The following is a 24,707-nucleotide window of genomic DNA, read 5'->3' on the forward strand; positions in this document are numbered from 1 at the left end:
TGCGATCCAGTGTGCGTAGGTGAAGAAATGTTCAGCCGGTCACAATTTAGAAGCGGCCCCACAGGAATATCTGAGCCTTTCGAGGGGGCGTAATGCAAAGTGTGGACCGGCGGGCAAGCCCCGAACCGAGAGTAGGTTGAGGCTGCAAAGATATTGTTGGGTGGTACAGTGGCTATTTAAAAGCCGGGGATATGCCAAAACAGGCTGTAGACAAAAGCAGGCATATTGGCCATTTGGGCAAAACCAATTAGCAGTCTGTTAATCACAGTGAGCAGGATAAAGACAAATATTGGGCTGATATCAATCACCCCCAAAGGCGGAATCAGGCGCCGCACAGGCCCGCAGAATGGCTCCAGGAGTTGGTGCAGTAAAATTAGAATTGGATGGCCGCTATTCGGCGCAATCCAGCTGGCAACGATAGAGACCAATAAACCGACAAACACCATCGCTATCACAGTGGAAACACAGCCGATCAACGACCACAGCAGAGCACTGAGGGGGTTTACCAAACCGTAACCTGCCATCACAGCGCAAGCCATAATCATCGCCCAACCGACTATCAACGCCAGCACTACGGAGGCCATATCAACGCCAAAAAGTCCTGGCACCACTTTGCGCAACGGCAGCAGCAAAGGGTTGGTAACCTTCACAACTCCCTGAGATATGGGGTTATAAAAATCCGCACGGCCCAACTGCAATAGGAAACGCAATAACACGGCGAAAAGGTACAAAATGCCCAGTATGCCCACGACATAAACGCCGATATCGCTGAAGGTATTGACCATGGATAAACCCTAAACAAAAAGATTTTTAGCAGCCACCGCTGCACCTACCCAATTGGATCGGAACCTGTTACCGATCCAATTCCTTTGCCATTTCCGTCGCCCGCTCCTCGCAATCGCGCATGGCATCGGCCACTAACTGCGGCAACCCACCCTTCTCGAACCGTTGAACAGCTCGCTCAGTGGTTCCACCTGGTGACATCACATTGCGCTTCAACTGGGCGACGTCAACATCGCTGGCGACCGCCAGTTTGGCGGCGCCCAGGGCAGTTTGCAACACAAGGCGCTCCGCATCCGCACGAGCAAGGCCACCGGCGGAAGCCGCATCAATCATGGCCTCCATAAACTGGAAAAAGTAAGCCGGTGCCGATCCCGCTACCGCAATCACCTGGTCGATGCCACGCTCTTCCTCAACCCAGTAGGAGATACCCACCGCATCGACAATGCGCTCGGCAAGTTCCTTCTGTTCACCCGTTACCTTGCTATCGGCATAGAGACCGGTAACTCCGGTTTGCACCAGGGCCGGGGTGTTAGGCATAGCCCTGACAATAGGGAGGTGTATTCCCATCCAACGGTGGTAAGCCGCGAGCGGGATTCCTGCAGCAAAAGTGATAATCAAGGGCGAGCAATCCACCAAATGGGGTTTCAGTCCTTCACAAAGTTCCCGCATAACCTGCGGTTTCACCGATAGCACAATTACATCGGCATCGACAATAGCGGCAATATTGTCGTCACTAATAGCTACCCCGTGGCTCTCGGCAAAAGCATTGAGTTTATCCCGATCACGGCCTGTAGCAGTGATCTGGTCCGCCGGATAACCGGAGGCCACCAAACCACCGATCACTGCCCCCGCCATATTGCCGGCGCCACCAATAAAAACCATCTTAGGGTTCGCTGTACTCACTCATATCACCTTGGGCGGTTGCAAAATTTAGTCGCATTCTCCTCCTGGGAGGATTCATTAATATGTGGTCGTTCAAGCCCAATAACAAGACACACAAGGCGATAGTCTTAGTTAGAAGAGGGAGCTATTCAATTAGCTTCATTTGGCTAAGTAGCGCTATCAGAATAGAGAAACAAGCATCAACGAAACAAAAAAGGAAATGTTTCCACAATCGCAATCAAGTTAAGAACAATCGCCAGTATCCAAAGCCAATAGCGGCTCTTATCTCCGAATATCCCAGTAACTGCCGAATTCAAAAAGCCGGTAACCAATGAGATTTTGGGAGAAACAAATGCAATCAGGCAGATAAAAGCCAACCACTCAAGCGCTACCCAAGTCACCAGCACACTATTCGTTACAGACAGAGATAGCACCGCGCTCACTGACAAAAGCAGCAGCAATACATCTACAGTCCCAGATTTTGTCATCCCGTATCCCAAAAAAATCTACTTGCGTACTAATTCTGTCATGCAGAATAGTTTCGTGCCCCAAAAATATCTGTGCCGATACGCACAATAGTGGCGCCGCTGGCAATAGCAGCCTCCATGTCTTTAGACATCCCCATGGATAGAGTATCTAAGGCCTGCTCGGGAAATGCTTCGCGAAGACTTCGCAGCAGCCCTGCCAACTGGATAAATGGTTTTTCCTGCTCAAATACATTGTCACGAACAGCGGGAATCGCCATCAAGCCGCGCAGGCACAGCCCCGGCAATGTCATCACTTCACGCGCCAGAGCCACCAAATCCTGTGGAGCTATGCCAGACTTGCTCTGCTCGCCATCGATGTTCACCTGCAAGCAGATATTGAGTGGCGCCATGTTACTGGGGCGCTGCGCCGACAGGCGCTGGGCGACTTTTAAGCGATCCACCGTGTGTATCCAATGGAATCGCTCCGCCACAGCTCGACTTTTGTTCGATTGCAGCGGCCCGATAAAATGCCAGTGAATATCCAGGTCGGACAGGGCATCCTGCTTTTGCAGGGCTTCCTGTAAATAATTTTCGCCAAAGTGATGCTGGCCAGCTGCAAAAGCGATCCGCAAGTCTTCCGCCGGCCGTGTTTTGGAAACCGCCAGTAGAGTAATTTCTGCGGGGTTGCGATCGCAGTTGTTGCAGCATGTCACAATCCGCTCACCTACTGCATTCAGGTTTTCGACGATTGTCTCTTTGCGCATATACTGATGCCCTTACCGATTTGAGCGGCGATTTTACCTGAGCCCAAACAAGAACCATAAGGTAGCAGTATGGATATCACTGAACTCCTCGCCTTTAGCGCCAAGCAAAACGCCTCGGACTTACACCTCTCGGCGGGCCTGCCGCCGATGATCCGTGTCGACGGCGACGTGCGCCGTATCAACCTGCCCTCAATGGAGCACAAGCAGGTACACGGCCTAATCTACGAGATCATGAACGATAAGCAGCGCAAGGATTACGAAGAACTACTGGAAACAGACTTTTCTTTTGAAGTCCCCGGTGTCGCCCGCTTTCGTGTAAACGCCTTTAACCACAACCGAGGTGCCGGCGCCGTATTCCGGACCATTCCCTCCAAAGTTCTCACTATGGAAGACCTGGGAATGGGTCAGGTATTCAAGCAGATTTCGGATACTCCCCGTGGCTTGGTGCTGGTAACCGGGCCCACGGGTTCCGGTAAGTCCACCACCCTGGCGGCGATGATGGACTACATCAACGACAACAAATACGAGCATATCCTCACCATCGAGGACCCGATCGAATTTGTGCACGAATCCAAGAAGTGCCTGGTGAACCAGCGGGAGGTACACCGGGATACCCACGGCTTTGCCGAGGCACTGCGCTCTGCACTGCGTGAAGACCCGGATATCATTCTCGTGGGTGAGATGCGGGACCTGGAGACCATTCGCCTGGCGCTGACTGCGGCAGAGACCGGTCACTTGGTATTCGGCACCCTGCACACCACTTCCGCCGCCAAAACCATTGACCGTGTGGTGGATGTATTCCCGGCGCAGGAGAAAGCCATGGTGCGTTCAATGCTATCGGAATCCCTACAGGCCGTTATCTCCCAGACGCTGATGAAGAAAAACGGCGGTGGCCGGGTCGCTGCCCACGAAATTATGCGCGGTACCCCAGCCATCCGTAACCTGATCCGCGAAGACAAAATCGCGCAGATGTACTCGGCCATCCAGACCGGAGCCAGCGTCGGCATGCAGACCATGGACCAATGCCTGGAAGACCTGGTGGCACGTCGCATCATCAGTCGCGAAGTGGCTCGCGAAAAAGCCAAGATGCCGGAGAACTTCTAAACGGCCAAAACCCGCCCCCAATCTGGGGAAGAAAAGTCGAGATAAAACGCGGTAATCACCATGGATATTGAAAGACTTCTACAACTGGTTGTAGAGAAGGGCGCTTCGGATTTATTTATCACGGCGGGCGTCCCGCCCTCCATCAAACTGCACGGCCGAGTGGTGCCCTGCAGCAGCACCGCGCTCACGCCAGAGAAAGCGCGCGAGCTGGTGGTGGGAACCATGAACGAGAAACAGCGGCGCGAGTTTGCCGAGCAAAAGGAATTGAACTTCGCGATTGCAGTGCGCAACGTGGGGCGTTTCCGGGTATCGGCCTTCTTTCAGCGCAATCTGGTGGGTATGGTGCTACGTCGCATCGAAACCAAAATCCCCACTATCGATGGACTCGGACTACCCGACGTACTCAAAGACCTGGCCATGACCAAACGCGGGCTGATCATTTTTGTGGGCGCCACCGGTACCGGTAAGTCCACATCCCTCGCCTCCATGATCGGCCACCGCAATGAGAACACCAAGGGCCATATCATCACCATTGAGGACCCGATCGAATTTATCCACCAGCATCGCGGCTGTATTGTGACCCAGCGCGAAGTGGGCCTGGATACCGAGTCTTTCGATGTAGCCCTGAAAAACACTCTGCGTCAGGCACCAGATGTTATTCTGATCGGTGAGGTACGCTCCCGTGAAACCATGGACCACGCCATCGCTTTCGCCGAGACCGGCCATTTGTGTCTGTGCACCCTCCACGCCAACAATGCTAACCAGGCCCTAGATCGGATCATTCACTTCTTCCCGGCAGACCGCCACAAACAGTTGTTTATGGACCTGTCCCTCAACCTGAAGGCGATGGTGGCCCAGCAGCTGGTACCGACCCCCGATGGCGATGGCCGCCGTGCCTGCCTTGAGATCATGATCAATACCCCACTGATGTCGGACCTGATTCGCAAGGGCGAAGTGGATAAGATCAAGGAGTTGATGAAGCGCTCTGGTGAGCAGGGAATGCAGACCTTCGACCAGGCACTCTACGAGCTCTACGATGGAGGAGAAATTACCTATGAGGATGCCCTCTCCCACGCCGACTCTGCCAACGATTTGCGCCTGATGATTAAACTCAAATCCGAATCCGATGCCGAGTACTTAAATAGTGCCGCTGGAGAGTTGAGTCTGCAAAATGATTCAGAGTACGGAGACGGTGGTCCTCAACTCTACTAGCCCCCGATCCAGCCAGATCAAAACCGTTTACAGGCCCCAGGCTTGTAAACGGTTCTCACCCGTTATAGTCCACTGCGGACATCTCTGCGGAGCAAAAGCTGATCCCGCCCGATAATAAATATCCTTGTTGGCCTCTACTTGCAACGCTTTTATTGGAGGAAACATAACCTCTCTCTGAGCCTCCGAATTCCTGCGAAAATCCCGTTTATAGAGTGGACAGTCAAAGTGAATAAAAAGTCGCTTTGATCACTGGCGGCAACCGGATCATCGGTACCACTACAGCCCGATTACTCGCCCTGATGGGATACCAAGCTGCCATTAGTTACCGGCCGCTTAAGCAGCAAGTAAAGGAGCTGCCGATACACTGATCGTCGGTCTACTCAATTGGGAAGTTGCCGATGACGGTGTTCGCGTAAATGATGTAAGACCCGGGTTTATTTATATTGATATGCACGTTGATGGTAGCAACGTCCAACTTTACCATCGGTTCACTTATTGATATCGCAGGTGTGAAGTGGGAATAAAAGTTAGGTAAGAGGCCGTTTTTTCATAAACCCAGGCAGGCGCGAATAATCAGGGTATGTTTTTGGAATTAATGGTGGCAACCGTACTCGCTGTTTTTATCCGCAGAAGTATTTAAGTTCTAACACATCTCTGCGATTAGGCCTTTTACCGAAGGCAGCATACGCCGACTCACCAGCGGCGCTGCTGTTACACCGTCCAGCTCTACCCGGTAATTTGTACCATCCCGTCTCAACCCGGCTATATATTGTACGGCCACCAGCGCACTGCGATGTATACGCACGAATCGCTGCCCAAACTCACCCTCTAACTCTTTTAATGACTCATCCAGAATGGTCTCTCCAGCGGGGTGGTAGGCTACAACATACTTGCTGTCGGCGATCAGGCAACGGATAGAGTCTACATCCAGCAACTCTACCCCCAGGCGACTAATCGCCTTGATACGGCTCCGACCACTGAGCTCCACCTGATCCTGCTTAGTTAACAACTGCTGCTGCGGCTTACTCAGACGCTGCGCTTTGGAAACTGCCTCCCGCAGCTGTTCAACATTCACAGGTTTTAATAGATACCCAACCGCTGAGGTGGCAAAAGCGGGCAAAGCAAACTCATCGTGAGCAGTGCAGAAAATTATTGCCGGCGGACACGCAAAACTGGATAACTGCTGAGCCAATTCCAGGCCGCTACCACCGGGCATTTCAATATCCAATAGCACAAGGTCCGGGTCGAGGTCGCGGATCTGTGATAATCCAACTTCAATATCTGCCGCTTCTCCCACAGCAATACAATTATCAATCTTCTCCAACTGCCGGTGCAGACGGGCACGAGCCAAAGGCTCGTCATCAATAATCAGTACGCGCAATTGGGTCACTCCATCACCTCGATAGTTTTCTTGGATTTTATGGTGGTCTCTGTTTCCCGCCGGTCCACTTCCCGGGGAGATAAGGGTAGCTGTAGTATGACCCGATACCGGCCCTCCTCCCGACAAGCGGTAAATTTGAAGCGATCGCCGTAGTACGCAGTGAGACGCTGGCGAATATTCTCTGTCGCCATGCCATTACCAGCCTTTGTCGAAACTGCACTGCCCTGCGGCAATGGGTTTTCAATAACAACCTTGAACATGCCCTCCTCTTGCGAGAGTTGCACGCTAATCTCCCCGCCTGCCCGCAACTGTGCCACACCGTGCAACACCGCATTCTCCAATAGGGGTTGAAGCAACATACTGGGCAGCTGAACCTTATCCAGGCCCGCGTCTAGCTGCCAACTCTGGCGCAAACGCTCCCCCAGACGCAGGGCTTCAATCTCCAAATAGCGTTGGGCTAGAGTAATCTCTTGCGCTAAAGGCACCAGCTTTGGATCGGCGAGGCTTGCACGAAATAATGCACATAAATCCTCGACCAACCGCTCCGCGCGATCAGGATCAACAGCGATCAAACTAGCCAGACTGTTCATACTGTTAAAAAGGAAGTGGGGGCGAATCCGCGATTGAAGTGCCTCGATTCGGGCGCCGAGCTCCGCCTGCTGCTGGTTGTAGAGTTGCTGTTGAAGATAGGCGTAGCGCAATACCACTCCCGCACAAATAGCCCCAAGCAGGCAGTCGCCCGCAAACCCCCAGCTGTCAAAGCTGGTCTGTAACAGCACCGCGCGCAGGGAGCGCTGCACTGCCATCACCAATATGAGCACCGACAGCACTGCAATAAAACTCAAGCCGCCAGCGAGTTTGTGGGGCATTTTCGCCAGGCTCGGCCGAAGTCGGCAAAGTAGCGCGGCCGAGGGCAATATCACCCACTGGATCACCAGAGAGATCAGCCCCAGGCGCTGCCAGCTGAATTCCGGTAAACCATCCAGGGCCAGGACCAGTACCAATGCCAGCAATTCCCCCATCAATACCAGTACCGCCAGAGAGGTGACACTACAGAGGTCTGGCAGAAACGGAAGCTGCCCAGGTAGCGCAGAATCCTTATCTCCTGTGCGATATTTTCGAATTTTCTGCGTTATAATGCCCGACGGCCAGGGGAATGACATGCAGTTGTTATTCTTGATTGTCCCAAAGTTCCAAGCGCAAGATATCACCAAGCTCCCCAGCCTTTCATCTCACTGCAGCCAGGAAAACCATGAGTAACGAAAAATCCCCCTCCGAGTCCGCCAACAATCCTGCCGCCAAACTCTGGGGCGGCCGCTTTAGTGAAGCCACCGATGCCTTTGTCGAGCGATTTACCGCCTCGGTGACTTTTGACCAGCGCATGGCCATGGAAGACATCCAGGGATCACTTGCCCACGCGCAGATGTTGTCAGAAGTGGGGGTATTAAGTGCTGATGAATATCACAAGATAGCCGACGGTCTGAAGGGCATCGCCGAAGAGATAAAAGCGGGAGAATTTCCCTGGTCTGTGCAGCTCGAAGATGTCCATATGAATATCGAAGCGCGCCTGACCCAACGCATTGGTGCCACTGGCAAGAAACTGCATACCGGCCGCTCGCGCAACGATCAGGTGGCAACCGACATCCGCCTGTGGCTGCGTGGGCGCATCGATCTAATAGCTGCCGAACTAACCCGCCTGCAAAATGGCTTGGTCGATTTAGCGGAGCGCGAAGCCGATACCATTATGCCCGGCTTTACTCACTTACAGAGCGCGCAACCGGTGACCTTTGGCCACCACTTACTGGCCTGGAATGCCATGCTGAGCCGGGATTTCGAGCGCCTGATGGATTGCCGCAAACGGGTTAACCGCTCACCGTTGGGGGCCGCAGCACTGGCCGGCACCAGCTATCCGATCAATCGCGCACGCACGGCGGAGCTGCTGGGCTTCGATGCCCCCACAGAAAACTCCCTCGACTCAGTCAGCGACCGGGACTTCGCTATTGAGTTTTGTGCTTTCGCCGCGCTGCTGCTAACCCATCTGTCTAGGGCCAGTGAAGAGCTGGTGCTGTGGACCTCCAGCCAGTTCGACTTTATTGACCTGCCCGATCGCTTCTGCACCGGCTCCTCAATTATGCCGCAGAAGAAAAACCCCGATGTTCCGGAGCTGGTGCGCGGAAAAACCGGCCGGGTTAACGGCCACCTGATTGCACTGCTGACACTGATGAAGAGCCAACCGCTGGCCTACAACAAGGACAACCAGGAAGATAAAGAGCCGCTATTCGATGCCGCCGATACCGCTCTGGATTGCCTGCGCGCATTTGCCGATATGGCGCCGGCACTGAAGGCAAAAAAAGAAAATATGCTGGAAGCTGCGGCCAAGGGCTTCTCCACCGCGACGGATCTGGCCGATTACCTGGTACGCAAAGGGGTGGCCTTCCGCGATGCTCACGAAATTGTCGGGCAGTCCGTATCCTTTGCTATTGAACAGGGTAAAGATTTATCCGAACTCAGCCTGGCCCAACTACAACAGTTCTCAACAGAAATTGGCGAAGATGTATTTGAGGTGCTGACTTTAGAGGGCTCGGTTGCGGCTCGCGATCATATTGGCGGTACCGCACCAAACCAGGTGCGCGCGGCCTGTAAACGCGCACGGGAAGAGATTTCGCAGCGCACTTAAGCGCTGTTTAAGCGGATAATCCGAGGGAAACCTGTTCGCCTTGCTGCTCGCTCAATACGCGGTCGAGCAAAGTCGGCAGGTCCTCACCGGTCGTGGTGCACTTCCAACCGGGGTTTTCAAAAGAAAGGTGGTAGCCACCGGATTTGGCGGCGACCCACAGCTCGCGGTTGGCGGACTGGCGCGAGAGAATTACCTGGCTGCCATTGTCTTCCAGGGTCAGGGTCAGCACCGCATCACTGCGTTCGTAGTCAATATCCCAATCGCAGTGATCGAGTGCATCCTCAATACCGATTAGAGTCTGCTCCACAGCCGCATCATATTCCGCTTGGCTCATCTTTGGTTACTTCTGTTACCGTGTAATGTGTTGAATCAGGTGGGCCGCTATACTATCAGGCTTTTGCCGGTTGCCGCTGCGAATCTCCGACTCTCAGGATGTTATCGATGCTCAAAAAACGACTCTCTCTATTAACCATCACCATCAGTGCCACCGCACTGTTACTGGGCTGTGGCCAAAAAGGTCCTCTCTATCTTCCACAGGACCCCGCCATGCCCGCCTCCAATATTCCAGGTGGCCCGCCGGAGACAGTACCCACCAGTGGTGCAGCACAACCGGGCGAGCCCGGCTCCGCAGCAGAGCAAGCGGTGGAAACCGTTGATGAAATTGAATCTGAAGACGGCTATGGGCCCGACTTTGATATCGATGACACCATTGAGACCGGCCCGACTATCGAAGTCGACGACGAATCGGGCACAGCGGATGACTCCAATGTCGAGGAAGATTTAGAAGAGTAAGAACCGGTAATATGAGAGAGTTTAGTTATCGCGACGGTAGCCTGTGGGCTGAGCAAGTTTCACTGGAACAAATAGCCGAGAATTTCGGCACCCCCACTTATGTCTACAGCCGCGCACACTTTGAACGGCAATATCGGGATTACGCCGAGGCCCTCGGCAATCGTCCCGGCCTAATCTGCTACGCAGTAAAAGCCAACAGTAACCTGGGCATTCTGTCAGTGCTGGCACAGCTGGGGGCGGGCTTTGATATTGTTTCCGGCGGGGAACTTGAGCGAGTGTTGCTCGCCGGCGGCGACCCATCGCGAATCGTATTTTCCGGAGTGGGTAAAACCTCAGAGGAAATGCGGCGTGCTCTGGACGTTGGAGTGCACTGCTTCAATATTGAATCAGAAGCGGAAATTGACCGCCTTGAGCGCGTGGCCGCAGAGTGTGGCAAGACCGCCCCAATTTCCATCAGGGTCAATCCCGATGTGGATGCCCAAACCCACCCCTATATTTCCACCGGCCTCAAAGAAAATAAATTTGGTATCGCCATAGACAAGGCGATCGAGGTTTATCAGCACGCAGCGGATTCTGAGCACCTGAAAATTACCGGTGTGGATTGCCATATCGGTTCCCAGCTCACCGAAGTCGCCCCCTTCCTGGATGCACTCGATCGCCTGCTGGTCCTTATCGATCAGCTCGCCGAGCTGGGAATTACCCTGGAACACCTGGATCTGGGCGGAGGCCTCGGTGTGCGTTATCGGGGTGAGGAACCACCCCCTGTCGGGGATTACCTGGCGGAGGTCCACAAGCGTATCGGCGAACGCAATTTATCCCTGATTCTCGAACCCGGCCGCTCCATTGCCGCCAACGGCGGCGCCCTGCTGACCCGGGTCGAATACCTGAAGCGTACCGAAGAGCACAACTTCGCTATCGTCGATGCCGCCATGAATGACAACCTGCGTCCGGCCCTTTACCAAGCATGGCAGGATATTGTGCCAGTGACACCGGACGAGAGTGAAAGTACCCTGTGGGATATTGTCGGTCCGGTATGCGAAACGGGCGACTTCCTGGGTAAAAACCGCTCCCAATCTCTGCGAGAGGGGCAACTGTTAGCCATGTTGTCGACCGGTGCCTACGGTTTCACCATGAGTTCCAATTACAACAGCCGCTGTCGCGCCGCTGAAGTACTTGTGGATGGCGACAAAACTTACCTGGTGCGTGAGCGGGAGACTTTTGCTGACTTGGTTCGCGGTGAAACCACTGTCCCCAAAAAAGCCTGATCAGCTACTTGCATCGCAGTGGGGTCCATTTTTCAGCCCGGGCCCCAAACCGCAGCTAACGCCGCGGAAAATCAGTACGAATAGAGAAATGGAATGCGCGTTAAATTCAGCAAGATGCATGGGCTCGGCAACGATTTCGTGATGCTCGACGGCGTCAGCCAAAAAATTAAACTGACCCCGGAAAAAACTCGTCGCCTGGCAGACCGCTGCCTCGGCGTGGGCTGCGACCAGGTACTGCTGGTGGAGCCGCCCCGCACACCCGAGGCGGATTTTCGCTATCGCATATTTAACGCTGATGGCAGCGAAGTGGAAAATTGCGGCAATGGCGCCCGCTGCTTTGCCCGCTTTGTACGTGAACGCCGCCTTACCGGTAAGAAAAATATCCAGGTAGAAACTGCCGCCGGTTTACTGCACCTGAGAGTGCTGGACGGGGATCAGGTTAGTGTCGATATGGGAGCACCAGTCCTTGAGCCCCAAAAAGTACCTTTTTCCGCCGATCGCCGTGCAGAGTCCTATCCCCTGGAAGTGGACGGGGAGACCTTCACCATTGGTGCTGTATCCATGGGAAACCCCCACGCGGTTCTGCTGGTGGAAGATATCGCTTCCGCACCGGTAGAAAGACTCGGGCCCCTAATTGAACGCCACCCGCGGTTCCCACAAAAGGTCAACGCTGGCTTTCTGCAAGTGGATACACGCACCGAAGCCCGGCTCAGGGTATTTGAGCGCGGCGTTGGCGAAACTCGTGCCTGTGGCACCGGCGCCTGTGCCGCCATGGTATACGCTCGCCTGCGAAACCTGGTGGATGACAAAGTCCAAATTCAGCTCCCCGGCGGCACACTGACAATTCACTGGAGCGGACCCGGCCAGCCAGTTACTATGACCGGGCCCGCAACCACGGTTTTTCACGGGCAGATTATTCTCTAAACAATTGTCCGGGTATTTGGCAGTAAACCCGCCACAAGCGGGTACGGGATAACTCAGAGAGCAGAACGCTTCGCCACATCAGTTGTCCGATGCCCCATCCCCGTGCCAGAAAAAGCAAACACAATGGAACACACAGACGCCAATCAGCCCCCCGAAGAGATTGCCGGCGACACTCACAAGGAAACCCAGCGTGACGATAAACTGCTGGCACGGCAGGTAGCTCGCTACCTGATTCAAAACCCGGAGTTCTTTGAAGAGCGCATGGAACTGCTGGAAACCATCAAGTTGCCGCGGGAAAATGGCAAGACCGTGTCGCTGATGACCCACCAAACGAATTTGCTGCGTGAGCGCAATATCGAAATGCGCCAGCGCCTCGACCAGCTCTTGCACAACGCCCGGGACAACGACCAGTTATTTTTCAATAGCCGCCGACTTATCCTGGCACTGCTGGAAGCTGAAAATATCGGTGAAGTCACAGAAGCTCTCTATGCCAGTTTCGCCGCTGACTTCAATGTTGAGTTCACCAGCCTGACTCTGTTCGAGCCATTATCTGCTCCCCGCCAAAGCCTGGGACAAGTTCAGACCAGCACATTTTCCGATGCCGAGACGGCAATTGGCGGAATACTTCGTAACGGCCGCCCCATCTGTGGTGTTTTGCGCCAGCGGGAAAAAGAATTCCTATTTGCAGAAAAAGCGCAATATATCGCTTCAGCTGCCGTAGTTCCTTTGGGCAATCAACTTGGCACTCTAGCGGTAGGCTCTGCTGATCCCCAGTACTACCGGTCTAGCCTGGGTACTTTATTCCTATCCTATATCGGCGAAGTCCTGGAGCGCCTGCTACCGAAACTGCTCAATCGGTAAAAGCTCTGAGAGGCTGAGAGGGGTTTGGCCAACTGTCACTCCTCCTGCTGGAGGAGCAACAGCGACCAGAGAGATTAGATAGGGCGGCTGCCATATTTTGGCTGCGGTTTGCGCGGGGGGTCGGCGGTAACTTCTGGATCAACTTCACTAATCGCGCCGCCACCGGCGAGAAACTCCTCTACATCGGAACTTAACTGGCTTCTGGCGCGCTGGCGAGAGGTGATACTGCGTTCTTCTGCAAATTCCTCGGAGTCCTTGCTGCGAGAGTTCTTACCCTGATCTTCATAACCATCTTTCATAGCTAAAACCCTGTAACCTTTACTCCTGTTACAGAGGGAGTACCTCTGTGCCGCCCCTTTCCCGCGGCATCTACAAAACTGACAACCACTTTTCAGTGGCGATCCCCTACCGCGTCAATAGCGGCGATTAATTTATAGGCAGTTCCCCACCCCCGTGCCAGTAACACAAGGAGGAGGCTGTAGAGTTTTTTGTTGGGAAATGAAATGGGAATATTTCAGTTAGTTATGCAGATTTTTGCGCCTGCACCGGTAGCAGGTATTTCAAGCAAAATAGATAACAAAGATCGAAGGCGAGATAGCGGGACTTATCAGAAGTGCGTATAAAGCCCCTTGCGGGGCTTATGATACTCAATCGCTACGTTATGAAAGAGTTATCAAACAGGTTACACAGCTTCGCTACCGGTTTCACCGGTACGGATACGAATGACTTCTTCGAGAGCCGTGATAAAGATTTTGCCGTCACCGATTTTGCCGGTTTGCGCCGCCTTGGTAATTGCCTCAACAGCGGAGTCCACCATCTCGTCATCAACAGCGAGTTCCAATTTTACCTTCGGTAGGAAGTCCACCACATATTCGGCGCCACGATAAAGCTCTGTATGGCCTTTTTGACGCCCAAAACCTTTTACCTCGGTGACGGTCATTCCCTGCACACCCACTTCAGACAGGGCAGTGCGTACATCATCCAATTTGAAGGGCTTCACTACAGCCGTAATCAATTTCATCTTGAGTATTTCCCCTGATTCGTCCTCGTCGAGAGAACCTTACCCAGGCCACTGCCCCGCCTATGGGGCAGCACCGACACTGTTAACTTACTTGTTCATAAATTCCGGGTAAGCTTCCATTCCACATTCAGTCAAGTCAACACCCTCTTGCTCTTCATCTTCGCTCACACGGATACCAGTGACGAGCTTGAGCAGGTACCACACCGCCAGAGAGCTAACAAATACCCAGCCAAAGATGGTCAATGCACCAATCAACTGCCCACTGAAACTGGAACCGTCGTTCGTCACGGGTACCAATAACAAGCCGAGCAAGCCGACAACACCGTGTACTGAAATAGCACCCACCGGATCATCGATTTTCAGCTTATCCAGGGTGATGATAGAGAAGACCACTAGTACACCAGCGATCATACCGAAGAGGGTTGCCTGCAATGCAGTCGGGGTCGACGGCTCCGCTGTAATTGCCACCAGGCCGGCCAAGGCACCATTGAGCAACATGGTCAGATCAGCTTTGCCAAACAGGATACGGGCGGTGATCAGTGCAGCAATAGCACCACCAGCAGCAGCCGTATTGGTATTCACAAAGACCATAGCGACGGAGTGTGCACTGGCAGCATCGCCCAGCTTCAGTACGGAGCCACCGTTGAAGCCAAACCAGCCCATCCACAGGATAAAGGTACCCAAGGTTGCCAACGGCAAGTTAGCACCGGGAATAGCATACACCTGGCCATTGGGACCGTATTTGCCTTTGCGCGCGCCCAGTAGCAGGACACCAGCAAGCGCAGCCGCTGCACCCGCCATATGCACGATACCGGAACCGGCAAAATCAGAGAAACCGAGATCACCCAGGTTATACAGGCCGAAAACCTCTTTGCCACCCCATGTCCAGGCACCTTCCAGCGGGTAGATAAAACCAGTCAAAACTACTGCAAATGCCAGGAAGCTCCACAGCTTCATACGCTCGGCAACCGCACCAGACACGATAGACATGGCGGTAGCTACAAAGACCACCTGGAAGAAAAAGTCTGAAGCCCCGGAATAAACGGAGTCACCCTCAAAACCATTTTCTGCAGAATCGCTGAGGACGCCTTCCAGACTAAACGCCTCAATACCGGACAATGCCCAGCCACCATCGTACATAATGGCGTAGCCAGTCAGCAGGTACATAATGCAGGCAATCGCAAACAGGGCCACATTCTTGGTGAGAATTTCCGTGGTGTTTTTGGAGCGCACCAAGCCGGCTTCCAGCATGGAAAAGCCGGCGGCCATCCACATTACCAGGGCGCCGCACATCAGAAAGTAAAAAGTATCAATTGCATACTGCAATTGAAAAATTTGGTTCTCCATATTCCTCTCCGTTCAAATCTGGATATTTATTAAAATTATGTTTTCGGTTTTTAATTAAATTGCTGCATTACCGGTTTCTCCGGTACGTATGCGCACGACCTGCTCAAGCTCTGCGACAAATATTTTTCCGTCACCGATCTTGCCACTCTGCGCGCTAGAACCAATTGCTTCGATAACCGCATCCAGTTGCGAATCTGCCACCGCTATTTGCAGCATGGTTTTCGGAAGAAAATCCACCACATACTCTGCGCCGCGATACAATTCCGTATGCCCTTTTTGGCGACCAAAGCCCTTCACTTCAGTGACCGTTACACCATTAACCCCCGACTCCCGCAGGGCATCTCTCACAGCATCCAGCTTGAAGGGTTTAATGATTGCAGTGATTAATTTCATGGTATTCCCCTAAAGAAAACGAGCCCTCGCATTAACGAAGGCCCTTTTGTATTACCAGGTATAAGTCGCGCCGGCGAGCAATGTAGGTTCGCACCAGTCAGTCTCGTAACATTCGCTATCGCTAACATCGGTGCCCACGAAAGAAGCGCTCAGGCTCAAGCCACCAAATTCTTTACTGAGGGAAACGGAGTAATCGATATAGGAATCAGATCCATCGAGAAAACCTTCTTCTTCAAAGAGGTTTAATCCCAGATGTAGATCGAGAGAAAGATCTGAGGGAAGAGCGAAACTATATTCCGCATAAGGGTAATAAAATTCACCGGTATCCGCCCAATAATCATCGGAATAGGCAAACCCCAACGTTAAATCTGAAAAACTCAGGCTGCCGTATATTTCCTGATAATCTTCATCGGCATTTCCGCCGTGATAGGCGTAATAGATGTAGCCAACATCAAAGCTGACACTGTCATTGATATCTCCGCTATAACCGCCGTAAAAATCCTGTTCATAATCGGTTTCATCGGAGCCGTAATCAAAATCCACTTGGGATGCCCAGGTGCCAATATAAATGCCGTTTCCAAAATCAACATCGACACCACCCTGTAATGCGGGGCCTCCATCAGTCTGGCTAATACCACGGAATCTATAGTCAGAAACTAGACCCACATTGGCACTAATGCTGGGACCGCCCTCGGCAGCCATCGATAAATTTGCAGCGCCCAGTGCGAGAACGGCACCGGTGACGAGAGTGGCAACTTTATACATTTTATTTTCCACTTTGATCCTCCAAGGCTTTTGAAGCTGTTTTTTCGAGTGCTTTTATGGCGCCGCCTGCAATCAGTCCTTCACTGTCGGGTGTGACAGAGGGTCGCTTGCGTCTCGTGAACTGCTACTTTCCCAGACTCCCAATGATCGTTAATGGGACACCTGCACAGATTGTTTGCAGACTTGATGCCAACACCGCAACCGCAAGCAAAATCAATAAGTTAGGAGTAATTGAATTAGTAAAATTCGTACGAATAGAAACTCGGAGGCAAAGTGCTGCACCAACATGGAACTGCCTTTCTTCCTTTGCACTGAAGTGGGGAGGTAAAGATTAAGGTGCGCTCAGAACGGTGCGCTGTTAGGCTGCTTTTTCCAAAAAATGCACTGGGTTACAATCCCGTGCTATTCATATCCATCTTATTTAGCGAGGAAATGCCCGTGGCAGCAGATAAACTGCAACAGCTGCTGAAAGAGCTACAACAACAGGGCGCCGTGGTGACCAGTGACTTGCGCAGTGCTCTGGAGGTATCACTGGATAAATTGCCATTGGTCTCCCAGCGAGAGTTCGACACTCAGGTGGAGATACTGCGCCGGACCCGGGAAAAGCTGGCACGACTCGAAGATAAGGTCGAAATGCTGGAGCAAGCCCTGGCGCAGAGAGACAGCGCCGCCAAGGACTAAGCCCAGGGAGCCACTTCAAGGATGAAATCGTGAGCCTCTCAGTCACCTACTCCCGAGCTCAGCTCGGGGTCTCTGCACCTCTGGTTACCGTAGAAACCCACCTGGCAAATGGCCTCCCTGCTTTTCATATTGTGGGTTTACCGGAAGCGGCGGTGCGGGAGAGCCGCGATCGTGTCCGCAGCGCCCTAATCAACAGTCATTTCGACTTCCCCCAGCGCCGTATTACCGTGAACCTCGCCCCCGCCGACTTACCCAAGGAAGGTGGCCGCTACGATCTGGCCATCGCCATCGGCATTCTCAGCGCCTCGGGACAGGTTCCCACCGAAACTCTGGAACGCTATGAATTTATTGGCGAGCTAGCACTCACCGGCGCCTTGCGGGAAGTAAGTGGTAGCTTACCGGCAGCCGTGGCCTGCACCAATGAAGACCGTAAACTCGTTGTGCCTACCGAGAACGGTGCGGAAGCCGCGCTGGCAACCGGCGAAGTCAGCATTGCCAACTCCCTACTGGAAGTTTGCGCCGAACTTCATGGGCGTGAATCTATGCCCAAAGCTGTTGCAGAGCCTATTGCCGAAGAGCACCTGTGCGCAGACTTAGCCGATGTGCGCGGCCAACTAAAGGCCCGCCGTGCTCTCGAAGTGGCAGCAGCCGGGAGCCACAATCTGCTTTTTTACGGTCCGCCCGGCACCGGCAAAACCATGCTGGCCAGCCGCCTGCCAGGAATATTGCCCCCGCTGACAACTGAAGAGTCATTAGAAGTAGCGAGCGTTTACTCCAGCGCAGGCCTACCTCACCAGAGCCTGCGCCCTTTCAGGGCCCCGCACCACAGCGCCTCACCAACAGCGCTGGTCGGTGGTGGCAGCACCCCAAGGCCCGGTGAGATATCCCTCGCGCACCGGGGAGTCCTATTCCTTGATGAGATGCCCGAATTTCCCAGGCACGCCCTGGAGATACTGCGGGAACCCCTGGAGAATGGTGAAGTGCGTATCTCCCGCGCCCGAGCCCAAGTCACCTACCCCGCCCACTTTCAGCTGGTCGGGGCTATGAACCCTTGCCCTTGTGGCTATTTAGGCGAACCCCGCTGTCGCTGTACCCCAGACCAGATAGATCGATATCGTAACAAGCTCTCAGGCCCTCTGCTGGATCGTATCGATATGCAGGTAGAGGTGGGCGCTATGAATGCTGTGCAATTACAGGATTCAGCTCCCGGAGAAACTTCCGATACCGTGAGAGAGAGAGTTTGTGCCGCACGCCAGCAACAAATACAGCGGCAAGGTAAGACAAATAACCTGTTAAAAGGCGCAGAGCTGGAAAAGCACTGTGCCTTGGGGGAAAAGGAGAAACACCTCTTACGTCAATCGGTGGAAAAACTGGGGCTATCCGCGCGTAGTTACCATCGGGTCCTTAAAGTAGCCCGAACCTTGGCAGACCTTGCTAATTTTGAACATATAAGTACTACTCAAATTGCTGAGGCACTAGCCTATAGAAATCTCGACCGAAGAAATGTAATTGCTTTATCAAACTAGTCAAAAACCTGAGTTATAAAGTAGATAGTTATTAACCCTTTCCAATCCCTATCAATATTTAGGATTAAAATCAGTATCTAAATACTGTTATTATTTTCTATATAAAATTAGCTCTAATTAATACGTAAGTACGTACTCATAAAGGACGAGTCGATGATAAAAATTAACCCCATTTTATCATTATTTATCACTATATTTATTAGTATTTTTTTAACTGGCTGTGGTGGTGGTGGTGGTGGTGGTGAGAAGTCTGACTCATCGTTGAGCCAACAAAATTTGACATTCGCCTATACTGGTTCAATTGATTTATATCTTGGCGACAGTTTACAAAATACTGCAACTGGGCAAGGCTCAGGCTTAATCGCTTATAGTTCTAATAATCCAGAAATAGTCACTGTTGATTCAGAAGGCTTAATCACTGCTATAGCCGCAGGCTCAGCTACCATAACGGCAAATATAGATCAGGACAATCAATACTTTTCCGCTTCATCTAGCTATCAAGTTAACTCTGAAATAAAAACAATCAGTATGACTGCGTGGGTAGGCAAATCTGATACTAAAATTCAGTTTTCTGAGTCAGATGACAATATCTTATTTTATCGTAGCGCTGAGAATGAGTGTAATCTAGAAAGCTATAATACTTGTAAAAATGGGCAGTTAAGTACTATCAACGGTCAAATAGTTACCGATACAGCTGCCACTCTCTCCCAGCCAGCTTTCTACAATCTTCTTTCTGATACTTCAAAAGCCTCTGTCACAGTAACTACTTCAGAATTTTCTGGGAGAGAAGGACACCAGGTAATAGCTTTTAAAGAAAAACTTTGGCTCATCGGTGGTTATGATGGTTTGGAATACCAAAATGATATCTGGTCCAGTAATGACGGAATTATTTGGGAACTACAAACCAAAAATGCACCTTTTCCTCTAGCCAGGTCCCCTAAAGCCGCCGTATACAATAATAAATTATGGGTTGTTCTAGGTCCTATTAGTAACCCTGAAAATAATGAGATTTGGTCATCAGATGACGGCATTACCTGGGAACTGGTTACGGATAATCCCAATTTTCCGAGTCGCATTACACAGAGGTTTATTACTCACGATGATAAATTATGGATCATTGGTGGTGCGTATAGAGATTCAACAGGGGACAATTTTCACAATGATGTATGGTCGTCTACTGATGGAGTCACATGGACGCTTGTTACAGAAGACCTCTCATTCTTAATCGGATGGGCTGCAGAAACAATTAGTTTCAACAATAAACTATGGATGATCGGCGCCCTGGGATTTGATTTCACAAAGAGTGAAATTTGGTCATCAGAGGATGGAGAACATTGGAAACAGGTATCAGAAGAGACCCCATTTATGGCGAGAGAAGACCACCAACTAGTATCCCATGACAATAAGCTTTGGGTAATTGGTGGCAGTGAAGGTGGCAGCCCAAATAATATAAACGATATTTGGTCATCAACAGACGGGGTTAGATGGCAGCAAGAAACCGAAAGTACTCCTTTTTCATCCCGTGAAAACCATCAAGCTATTAGTTTTACTGGAAAAATATGGTTAATTGGAGGTCGGTCAGGTGGTATGTTTAGTGGGTTAAGAAATGACATCTGGTCATCTATAGATGGTGTGAATTGGCAACAACACACAAAAACTGATGAGATACCACCAAGAACACAACATCAAGCTATTTATTATAAAAATAAATATTGGATTATTGGTGGTTCTGGAAGTTCAAAGAATGATATCTGGTCATCTAGTAACGGGGCAGATTGGACACTAGCGACAGACAGTCCAAATTTCCCTTTCAGTTTTCGACATCAAGTCGCGATCCACAATAAAAAAATGTGGTTAATTGGAGGTAATGACGGAGCATGTTGCGAGCAATCTCACGGATTAAAGAATGACATTTGGTCATCTATTGATGGAATAGATTGGAAGTTAGAGTCAGAGACTCCTGGATTCTCAGCCCGGTTCGGCCATCAACTCATAAGTTACGATGAGCGGCTATGGCTTATTGGAGGTACCGAAGATTATGGCGATACAGAAAAAAAAGATATCTGGTCATCAATAGATGGTATTAACTGGACACTTGTCACAGATAACCCTCCATTTATATCTCGTCACTTTCATCAGGCACTCAGTTTCAATAATAAAATTTGGGTTTTTGGAGGAAAAGGGGACTTAGGTTCAGATGATGTCATGTGGTCATCTACCGATGGTATCAATTGGTCAAAAGAAACGCTTAACCCAATATTTAATACTCGTTACGATCACCAATTTGTAGCCTTTAAGAATAAGCTATGGGTAATTGGGGGATGGGACACAGAAGTGGCGGAATATACCAATGATATATGGTCTTCTAAGGATGGGGTTAACTGGACTCTGGAAACCTCTTCCGCCCCCTTCTCAGCCAGAGGCTCTCACCAAATAGTGAGCAATGGTGACCATCTATTACTTATTGGGGGTCAGGGTGAGGGAATAAATAATGACATATGGAAATCAGAAGACGGTATCCAGTGGCGTAAGCTTTACAAACGCCAAGTTTATTTTGCCGCTCCAAGGTAGCTCATTACTAGTTTCGTGCAATCATCATTTCTGTGGCTCCTAGTTGAGCCACTGCTATCTCTACAATGTTAAGTAAACCGACTGTTCTCCTCCACTCCTTACATTAAACTGACCCACAAGTAGTTTGACAACCCACCCCATTTGATTATCATGATAACTATATTCCATAGAGAGTGACGTTTATGGCTATAAATTTATTCATTATTGCCAAGATTTCTCCCAAGACAGAGTTCTTTGACCAAGCCAAGCAGGCCATCCTGTCCATAGTGGCTAAAACATTGGAGGAAGAGGGCTGCCTGCAGTTTTCTGTGCACGAGGACGGGGAAAACCTGTTTTTATACGAGGAGTGGCGCAGCCAGGAAGACTTGAACAAGCATTACGCTATGCCCTATATCGCTCCGATATTCGAAGCCTATCAAGAGTGGCTAAAAGAGCCTGTGGAGATCAATAAGCTGGAGAGGTTAGCTTAAAACCCTTATGTTTTTTCTCAAAGAACTTCCCTCACAACAGATGGTTGAGGGATATTCCAAACGATTTTCTGTAAAAGATCCCACTGCCGTTCAGGACGCCCTTACCATGATGCGGGATGCGAGTCTGCTATTGCGGGAGCTGGAGGGGTATTTTTCTGAACACGGAACCTCCCAGCTGCGCTTCCTGGTAATGATCGTTATCGACCGGGAGCCTCAAAGAGATAGTTTGCTGGCTTCAGAAATCGCAGAGCGCATCGATGTTTCTCGCCCGGTAATGACACGAACCTTGAAAAGCATGGTGGAAGATGAGCTCATCGTTATGGAAGCAGACTCCAGCGATGGCAGGGCAAAATGTGTAGCACTATCCAAGAGTGGAAAACAATTTTTACAAAAAATCTTACCCGGGTATTTTAAGACAATTTCTAAATTTATGGAGGAGTTGAACAAATGAAGAAACCGATACTACACGCCCTGTGCATCTGGGCATTGGTTTACCCTATTGTTACTCTATTACTTCTAGGGATGCAAGCACTGGAATTGCAAATTGCAATTGGTTTAAAAGCGCTAATAATGACCGCTATTCTGGTCCCACTAATGTATTTCTATCTTGTGCCAAAGGTACATCAATTTTTGGCCCGGCATTAATTTGTCGAGCCATGTTTTGTAGCGCCAACATCTAGTCAGCTGGATCTTTCTCAGCTTCCAGCTTTTCACTTAATTTTTCTTCTGCTTTCTCTGCATATTGATGACAGCTGACTGATTTTTTCTGTATAGCTTTGTTTTTAAACTCCCAACCGCTGGCAGGTGCATGAGGGGTAAGTAGTAAATCACAAGGTAAATCCCGCACACGGGCAAAGCTTGTGCGGAAGTCCTCTACGATATTGGGATAGCGGCGATTATCAATCAGTTGATAACCGGGCGCTGTAAGGCTATCCACATAAGCTATATCTTTAGTTTTACCATCAACTTTGTCTTCCCAGGTCCAGGCCATACTGCCTGGTGTATGGCCTGGGATAAAATGTACGCGTAGACGCAAATCCCCTAGAACCACTTGCTCGCCATCGTGCAGGATACGATCCGCCTTTATTGGCGGATATAAAAGTTCGTCGGCAAAGTGAATATCATTGGCACCACCGCGAGCCATTAACACCGCTGACTCGGCATTGGTTACCACCTGTGCACCAGTTACGCGTTTTAGCTCAGCTATAGAACCAATGTGGTCTGCATGAGCCTGACTGTGCAAGATTATTTTGAGATCCGAGGGGGCGACTCCCAACCTGCGCATATTCTCCAATAAATGCTCAGCCGTCTGCTCCATGCCACCGTCAATTAGAATCGATCCCTCTTTGCCTTTTAATAACAGTGAGGTAATTCCCTCGGTACCTATTTGCCATGTGTTATCTGCAATCTTTAGAGGCGCTACTGGCTGGCGCCAGGATTCTGGTACTTTATAGGTTGCCAGTTGTGGTAATACAGCAAAATTTTCCGCTGCCGAAAAACTGGAATAAGCTGCCATTACTATTGCGGCTAATTTGATTCTTATCTTCATCCACTATTCTCTATATTTCTGCACCAGATATAAAAACAAAAGCTTCACTTAATACAGTATTTTTAACCTCTGAATTCAGTCAAAACTATAAGCCATCAGGAAAAATTTTAATTTCCTGTAGTTTATGGTTTCTATTGCCTCCCCAAAAAAGCTTGATCCCATCTGAGCGCTGAAAATCTTGAATCGAGGCCAGTCAAATCAAATCTTTTGCCACTCATCAGCACTCAATCGATAAAGACAATGCCGCTGTAAATTACTGTCATTAGGGACCAAAGGGTGCTCAAAGACAAGAGAGTCTCTCTGCATCCCAAGCCGCTCCATCACCCGCTGGGAACGAAGGTTTTGTAGTGCAGTAAAGGAAACGACTTCGCTGAGATTCAGGGTATTAAAAGCTACATCCAAAGATGCTTGTGCAGCTTCACTGGCATAGCCTTTTCCCCAATGGGGAAAGGCCAAGCGCCAGCCAATCTCTACCGCTGGAGTGAAGGGCAAATCTTCGGTCACATTTTTCATACCGACAAATCCGAGAAACTCGTTGGTGTCTCTCAGCTCCAAGGCCCAAAAGCCCCAGCCGTACTTCTCAATATGCGTAATACTGCGATCCACACCGGCATCACTCTGCTGTCGCGTCAGCAATGATGGGAAGAACTCCATCACCCTTGGGTCGGCATTCATTTCCGCGAATACAGACTTATCGTCCTCTCGCCACTGGCGCAGCTGTAAGCGTTCGGTCGTGGGTTGTATTAATTCAGGCATGAAATATTCGCGCTATTCAATATTTTGTTTCTGCTGAAAATCTACAGACGGTGCGACCATAAAATCGCACTGATCCAGCCATTTTCGCTGCCCTGGGTAAGCCGCTTCCTCAAAGCCCAATTTCTGGTAGAGGGTCCGTGCCGCTAGATTAGTACGCAGGACAAATAAAGAGCACTCGATTGCATCCAGGGCTCTGGCTCCTGTTTGTGCAAGCTGTACTACCAGCGAACGCCCTAATCCGGCTCCGCGATGATTGGGGGAGACAATTAAGCGACTTAGGTGGCAGCGACCCAGGTGTTGGTAATACTGCCCAAAAGCCAGCACATCGCCGCTACTGTCCTGAAGTGCGTAGCTGGGCAACTCCGGCCAGCGACAATCCTCCAAGAAGGACCTCCCCTCGAACGGAAACCTGAAATCGGGACCACCCCACTGTTGGCACTGCTCCCTATCAGGTAGCCAAGACATCAATGTTGGGAATTGCCACTCTTCCATTGGCTTCAGTCTCAAATTATCCAC

The 24,707-nt window shown here is 51.0% G+C and carries 28 protein-coding genes; 13 read left to right on the forward strand and 15 right to left on the reverse strand.

Features of this window, described 5'->3' with window-relative positions:
- Nucleotides 1–176 precede the first annotated feature (176 nt).
- The 4 genes from ACJJIW_RS05140 to ACJJIW_RS05155 form a co-directional block, all read right to left on the reverse strand.
- On the reverse strand, nt 177–785 hold the full coding sequence (locus tag ACJJIW_RS05140; protein WP_282930322.1) for a YggT family protein: 609 nt from the start codon (nt 783–785) through the stop codon (nt 177–179).
- Between the two features lie 67 nt (nt 786–852).
- Nucleotides 853–1,686 (reverse strand): pyrroline-5-carboxylate reductase, encoded by an 834-nt coding sequence (proC, locus tag ACJJIW_RS05145; RefSeq protein ID WP_444936827.1) that lies wholly within the window; start codon nt 1,684–1,686, stop codon nt 853–855.
- A 179-nt stretch (nt 1,687–1,865) separates the two neighbouring features.
- Nucleotides 1,866–2,153 (reverse strand): hypothetical protein, encoded by a 288-nt coding sequence (locus ACJJIW_RS05150; RefSeq protein ID WP_444936828.1) that lies wholly within the window; start codon nt 2,151–2,153, stop codon nt 1,866–1,868.
- A gap of 38 nt (nt 2,154–2,191) precedes the next feature.
- Nucleotides 2,192–2,896, reverse strand: coding sequence for a YggS family pyridoxal phosphate-dependent enzyme (locus tag ACJJIW_RS05155; RefSeq protein WP_282930325.1), 705 nt, complete (start codon nt 2,894–2,896; stop codon nt 2,192–2,194).
- 69 nt (nt 2,897–2,965) lie between these two features.
- Between ACJJIW_RS05155 and ACJJIW_RS05160 the strand changes: the two genes are divergently transcribed.
- Together ACJJIW_RS05160 and ACJJIW_RS05165 are read left to right on the forward strand one after the other, a co-directional pair.
- Entirely contained in the window at nt 2,966–4,000 is a 1,035-nt protein-coding gene (locus ACJJIW_RS05160) for a type IV pilus twitching motility protein PilT (RefSeq protein WP_108731395.1), read from the forward strand.
- A gap of 60 nt (nt 4,001–4,060) precedes the next feature.
- Nucleotides 4,061–5,212 carry a PilT/PilU family type 4a pilus ATPase gene (locus tag ACJJIW_RS05165; RefSeq protein WP_108731394.1) on the forward strand — a complete coding sequence of 384 codons (1,152 nt, stop codon included), beginning with the start codon at nt 4,061–4,063 and terminating at the stop codon, nt 5,210–5,212.
- A gap of 643 nt (nt 5,213–5,855) precedes the next feature.
- Here the strand turns inward: ACJJIW_RS05165 and ACJJIW_RS05170 are convergent.
- Nucleotides 5,856–6,602 (reverse strand): LytR/AlgR family response regulator transcription factor, encoded by a 747-nt coding sequence (locus ACJJIW_RS05170; RefSeq protein WP_282930326.1) that lies wholly within the window; start codon nt 6,600–6,602, stop codon nt 5,856–5,858.
- Nucleotides 6,599–7,756, reverse strand: coding sequence for a sensor histidine kinase (locus ACJJIW_RS05175; RefSeq protein WP_444936829.1), 1,158 nt, complete (start codon nt 7,754–7,756; stop codon nt 6,599–6,601). Before ACJJIW_RS05175 ends, ACJJIW_RS05170 begins: the two co-directional genes overlap by 4 nt.
- Nucleotides 7,757–7,845: 89 nt before the next feature.
- Here ACJJIW_RS05175 and argH point away from each other — a divergent pair, with 89 nt between their 5' ends.
- Entirely contained in the window at nt 7,846–9,270 is a 1,425-nt protein-coding gene (argH, locus tag ACJJIW_RS05180; RefSeq protein WP_444936830.1) for an argininosuccinate lyase, read from the forward strand.
- 7 nt (nt 9,271–9,277) lie between these two features.
- Here the strand turns inward: argH and cyaY are convergent, their stop codons facing one another.
- Nucleotides 9,278–9,604, reverse strand: a complete 327-nt coding sequence (gene cyaY / locus ACJJIW_RS05185; protein WP_282930329.1) for an iron donor protein CyaY — start codon at nt 9,602–9,604, stop codon at nt 9,278–9,280.
- Nucleotides 9,605–9,711: 107 nt separating this feature from the next.
- Here cyaY and lptM point away from each other — a divergent pair, with 107 nt between their 5' ends.
- The 4 genes from lptM (at nt 9,712) to ACJJIW_RS05205 (ending at nt 13,112) form a co-directional block, all read left to right on the forward strand.
- Nucleotides 9,712–10,062 (forward strand): LPS translocon maturation chaperone LptM, encoded by a 351-nt coding sequence (gene lptM, locus ACJJIW_RS05190; protein WP_444936831.1) that lies wholly within the window; start codon nt 9,712–9,714, stop codon nt 10,060–10,062.
- An 11-nt stretch (nt 10,063–10,073) separates the two neighbouring features.
- The gene (lysA, locus tag ACJJIW_RS05195; RefSeq protein ID WP_444936832.1) at nt 10,074–11,327 is read left to right on the forward strand and encodes a diaminopimelate decarboxylase; all 1,254 of its coding nucleotides are present in this window, start codon (nt 10,074–10,076) and stop codon (nt 11,325–11,327) included.
- A 93-nt stretch (nt 11,328–11,420) separates the two neighbouring features.
- Complete coding sequence (dapF, locus tag ACJJIW_RS05200) at nt 11,421–12,251, forward strand: diaminopimelate epimerase (protein ID WP_413664046.1); 831 nt, start codon at nt 11,421–11,423, stop codon at nt 12,249–12,251.
- Nucleotides 12,252–12,374: 123 nt separating this feature from the next.
- Nucleotides 12,375–13,112 (forward strand): DUF484 family protein, encoded by a 738-nt coding sequence (locus ACJJIW_RS05205; protein ID WP_444936833.1) that lies wholly within the window; start codon nt 12,375–12,377, stop codon nt 13,110–13,112.
- Between the two features lie 74 nt (nt 13,113–13,186).
- Here the strand turns inward: ACJJIW_RS05205 and ACJJIW_RS05210 are convergent, their stop codons facing one another.
- From ACJJIW_RS05210 to ACJJIW_RS05230, 5 genes are all read right to left on the reverse strand, one after another.
- Nucleotides 13,187–13,411, reverse strand: coding sequence for a hypothetical protein (locus ACJJIW_RS05210; protein WP_108731384.1), 225 nt, complete (start codon nt 13,409–13,411; stop codon nt 13,187–13,189).
- Nucleotides 13,412–13,794: 383 nt separating this feature from the next.
- Nucleotides 13,795–14,133, reverse strand: a complete 339-nt coding sequence (locus ACJJIW_RS05215) for a P-II family nitrogen regulator (protein WP_108731383.1) — start codon at nt 14,131–14,133, stop codon at nt 13,795–13,797.
- 87 nt (nt 14,134–14,220) lie between these two features.
- Nucleotides 14,221–15,480 carry an ammonium transporter AmtB gene (gene amtB / locus ACJJIW_RS05220; protein ID WP_444936834.1) on the reverse strand — a complete coding sequence of 420 codons (1,260 nt, stop codon included), beginning with the start codon at nt 15,478–15,480 and terminating at the stop codon, nt 14,221–14,223.
- Nucleotides 15,481–15,534: 54 nt separating this feature from the next.
- The gene (locus ACJJIW_RS05225) at nt 15,535–15,873 is read right to left on the reverse strand and encodes a P-II family nitrogen regulator (protein WP_282930336.1); all 339 of its coding nucleotides are present in this window, start codon (nt 15,871–15,873) and stop codon (nt 15,535–15,537) included.
- A gap of 51 nt (nt 15,874–15,924) precedes the next feature.
- Nucleotides 15,925–16,650 carry a TorF family putative porin gene (locus ACJJIW_RS05230; RefSeq protein WP_444936835.1) on the reverse strand — a complete coding sequence of 242 codons (726 nt, stop codon included), beginning with the start codon at nt 16,648–16,650 and terminating at the stop codon, nt 15,925–15,927.
- Nucleotides 16,651–17,070: 420 nt separating this feature from the next.
- Between ACJJIW_RS05230 and ACJJIW_RS05235 the strand changes: the two genes are divergently transcribed.
- The 6 genes from ACJJIW_RS05235 to ACJJIW_RS05260 all read left to right on the forward strand — a co-directional run bounded on the left by ACJJIW_RS05235 (nt 17,071) and on the right by ACJJIW_RS05260 (nt 22,531).
- Nucleotides 17,071–17,319, forward strand: a complete 249-nt coding sequence (locus ACJJIW_RS05235) for an accessory factor UbiK family protein (RefSeq protein WP_282930338.1) — start codon at nt 17,071–17,073, stop codon at nt 17,317–17,319.
- A 29-nt stretch (nt 17,320–17,348) separates the two neighbouring features.
- Nucleotides 17,349–18,845: a YifB family Mg chelatase-like AAA ATPase gene (locus ACJJIW_RS05240; protein WP_444936836.1), complete on the forward strand. Its 1,497-nt coding sequence runs from the start codon at nt 17,349–17,351 to the stop codon at nt 18,843–18,845.
- Nucleotides 18,846–18,998: 153 nt separating this feature from the next.
- Entirely contained in the window at nt 18,999–21,416 is a 2,418-nt protein-coding gene (locus tag ACJJIW_RS05245; RefSeq protein WP_444936837.1) for a Kelch repeat-containing protein, read from the forward strand.
- Between the two features lie 182 nt (nt 21,417–21,598).
- Nucleotides 21,599–21,886, forward strand: coding sequence for a putative quinol monooxygenase (locus tag ACJJIW_RS05250; RefSeq protein ID WP_444936838.1), 288 nt, complete (start codon nt 21,599–21,601; stop codon nt 21,884–21,886).
- A 7-nt stretch (nt 21,887–21,893) separates the two neighbouring features.
- On the forward strand, nt 21,894–22,337 hold the full coding sequence (locus ACJJIW_RS05255; RefSeq protein ID WP_444892557.1) for a MarR family winged helix-turn-helix transcriptional regulator: 444 nt from the start codon (nt 21,894–21,896) through the stop codon (nt 22,335–22,337).
- A complete protein-coding gene (locus ACJJIW_RS05260; RefSeq protein ID WP_282930358.1) occupies nt 22,334–22,531 on the forward strand; it encodes a putative antibiotic biosynthesis monooxygenase in 198 nt (65 codons plus the stop codon). Before ACJJIW_RS05255 ends, ACJJIW_RS05260 begins: the two co-directional genes overlap by 4 nt.
- Nucleotides 22,532–22,562: 31 nt before the next feature.
- Here the strand turns inward: ACJJIW_RS05260 and bla are convergent, their stop codons facing one another.
- The 3 genes from bla to ACJJIW_RS05275 all read right to left on the reverse strand — a co-directional run bounded on the left by bla (nt 22,563) and on the right by ACJJIW_RS05275 (nt 24,707).
- The gene (gene bla, locus ACJJIW_RS05265; RefSeq protein ID WP_444936839.1) at nt 22,563–23,435 is read right to left on the reverse strand and encodes a subclass B3 metallo-beta-lactamase; all 873 of its coding nucleotides are present in this window, start codon (nt 23,433–23,435) and stop codon (nt 22,563–22,565) included.
- A gap of 198 nt (nt 23,436–23,633) precedes the next feature.
- Nucleotides 23,634–24,191 carry a GNAT family N-acetyltransferase gene (locus ACJJIW_RS05270; RefSeq protein WP_444936840.1) on the reverse strand — a complete coding sequence of 186 codons (558 nt, stop codon included), beginning with the start codon at nt 24,189–24,191 and terminating at the stop codon, nt 23,634–23,636.
- A gap of 12 nt (nt 24,192–24,203) precedes the next feature.
- Nucleotides 24,204–24,707: a GNAT family N-acetyltransferase gene (locus ACJJIW_RS05275; RefSeq protein ID WP_444936841.1), complete on the reverse strand. Its 504-nt coding sequence runs from the start codon at nt 24,705–24,707 to the stop codon at nt 24,204–24,206.

The sequence above is a fragment of the Microbulbifer maximicatervae (SeqCode) genome (assembly GCF_052467815.1).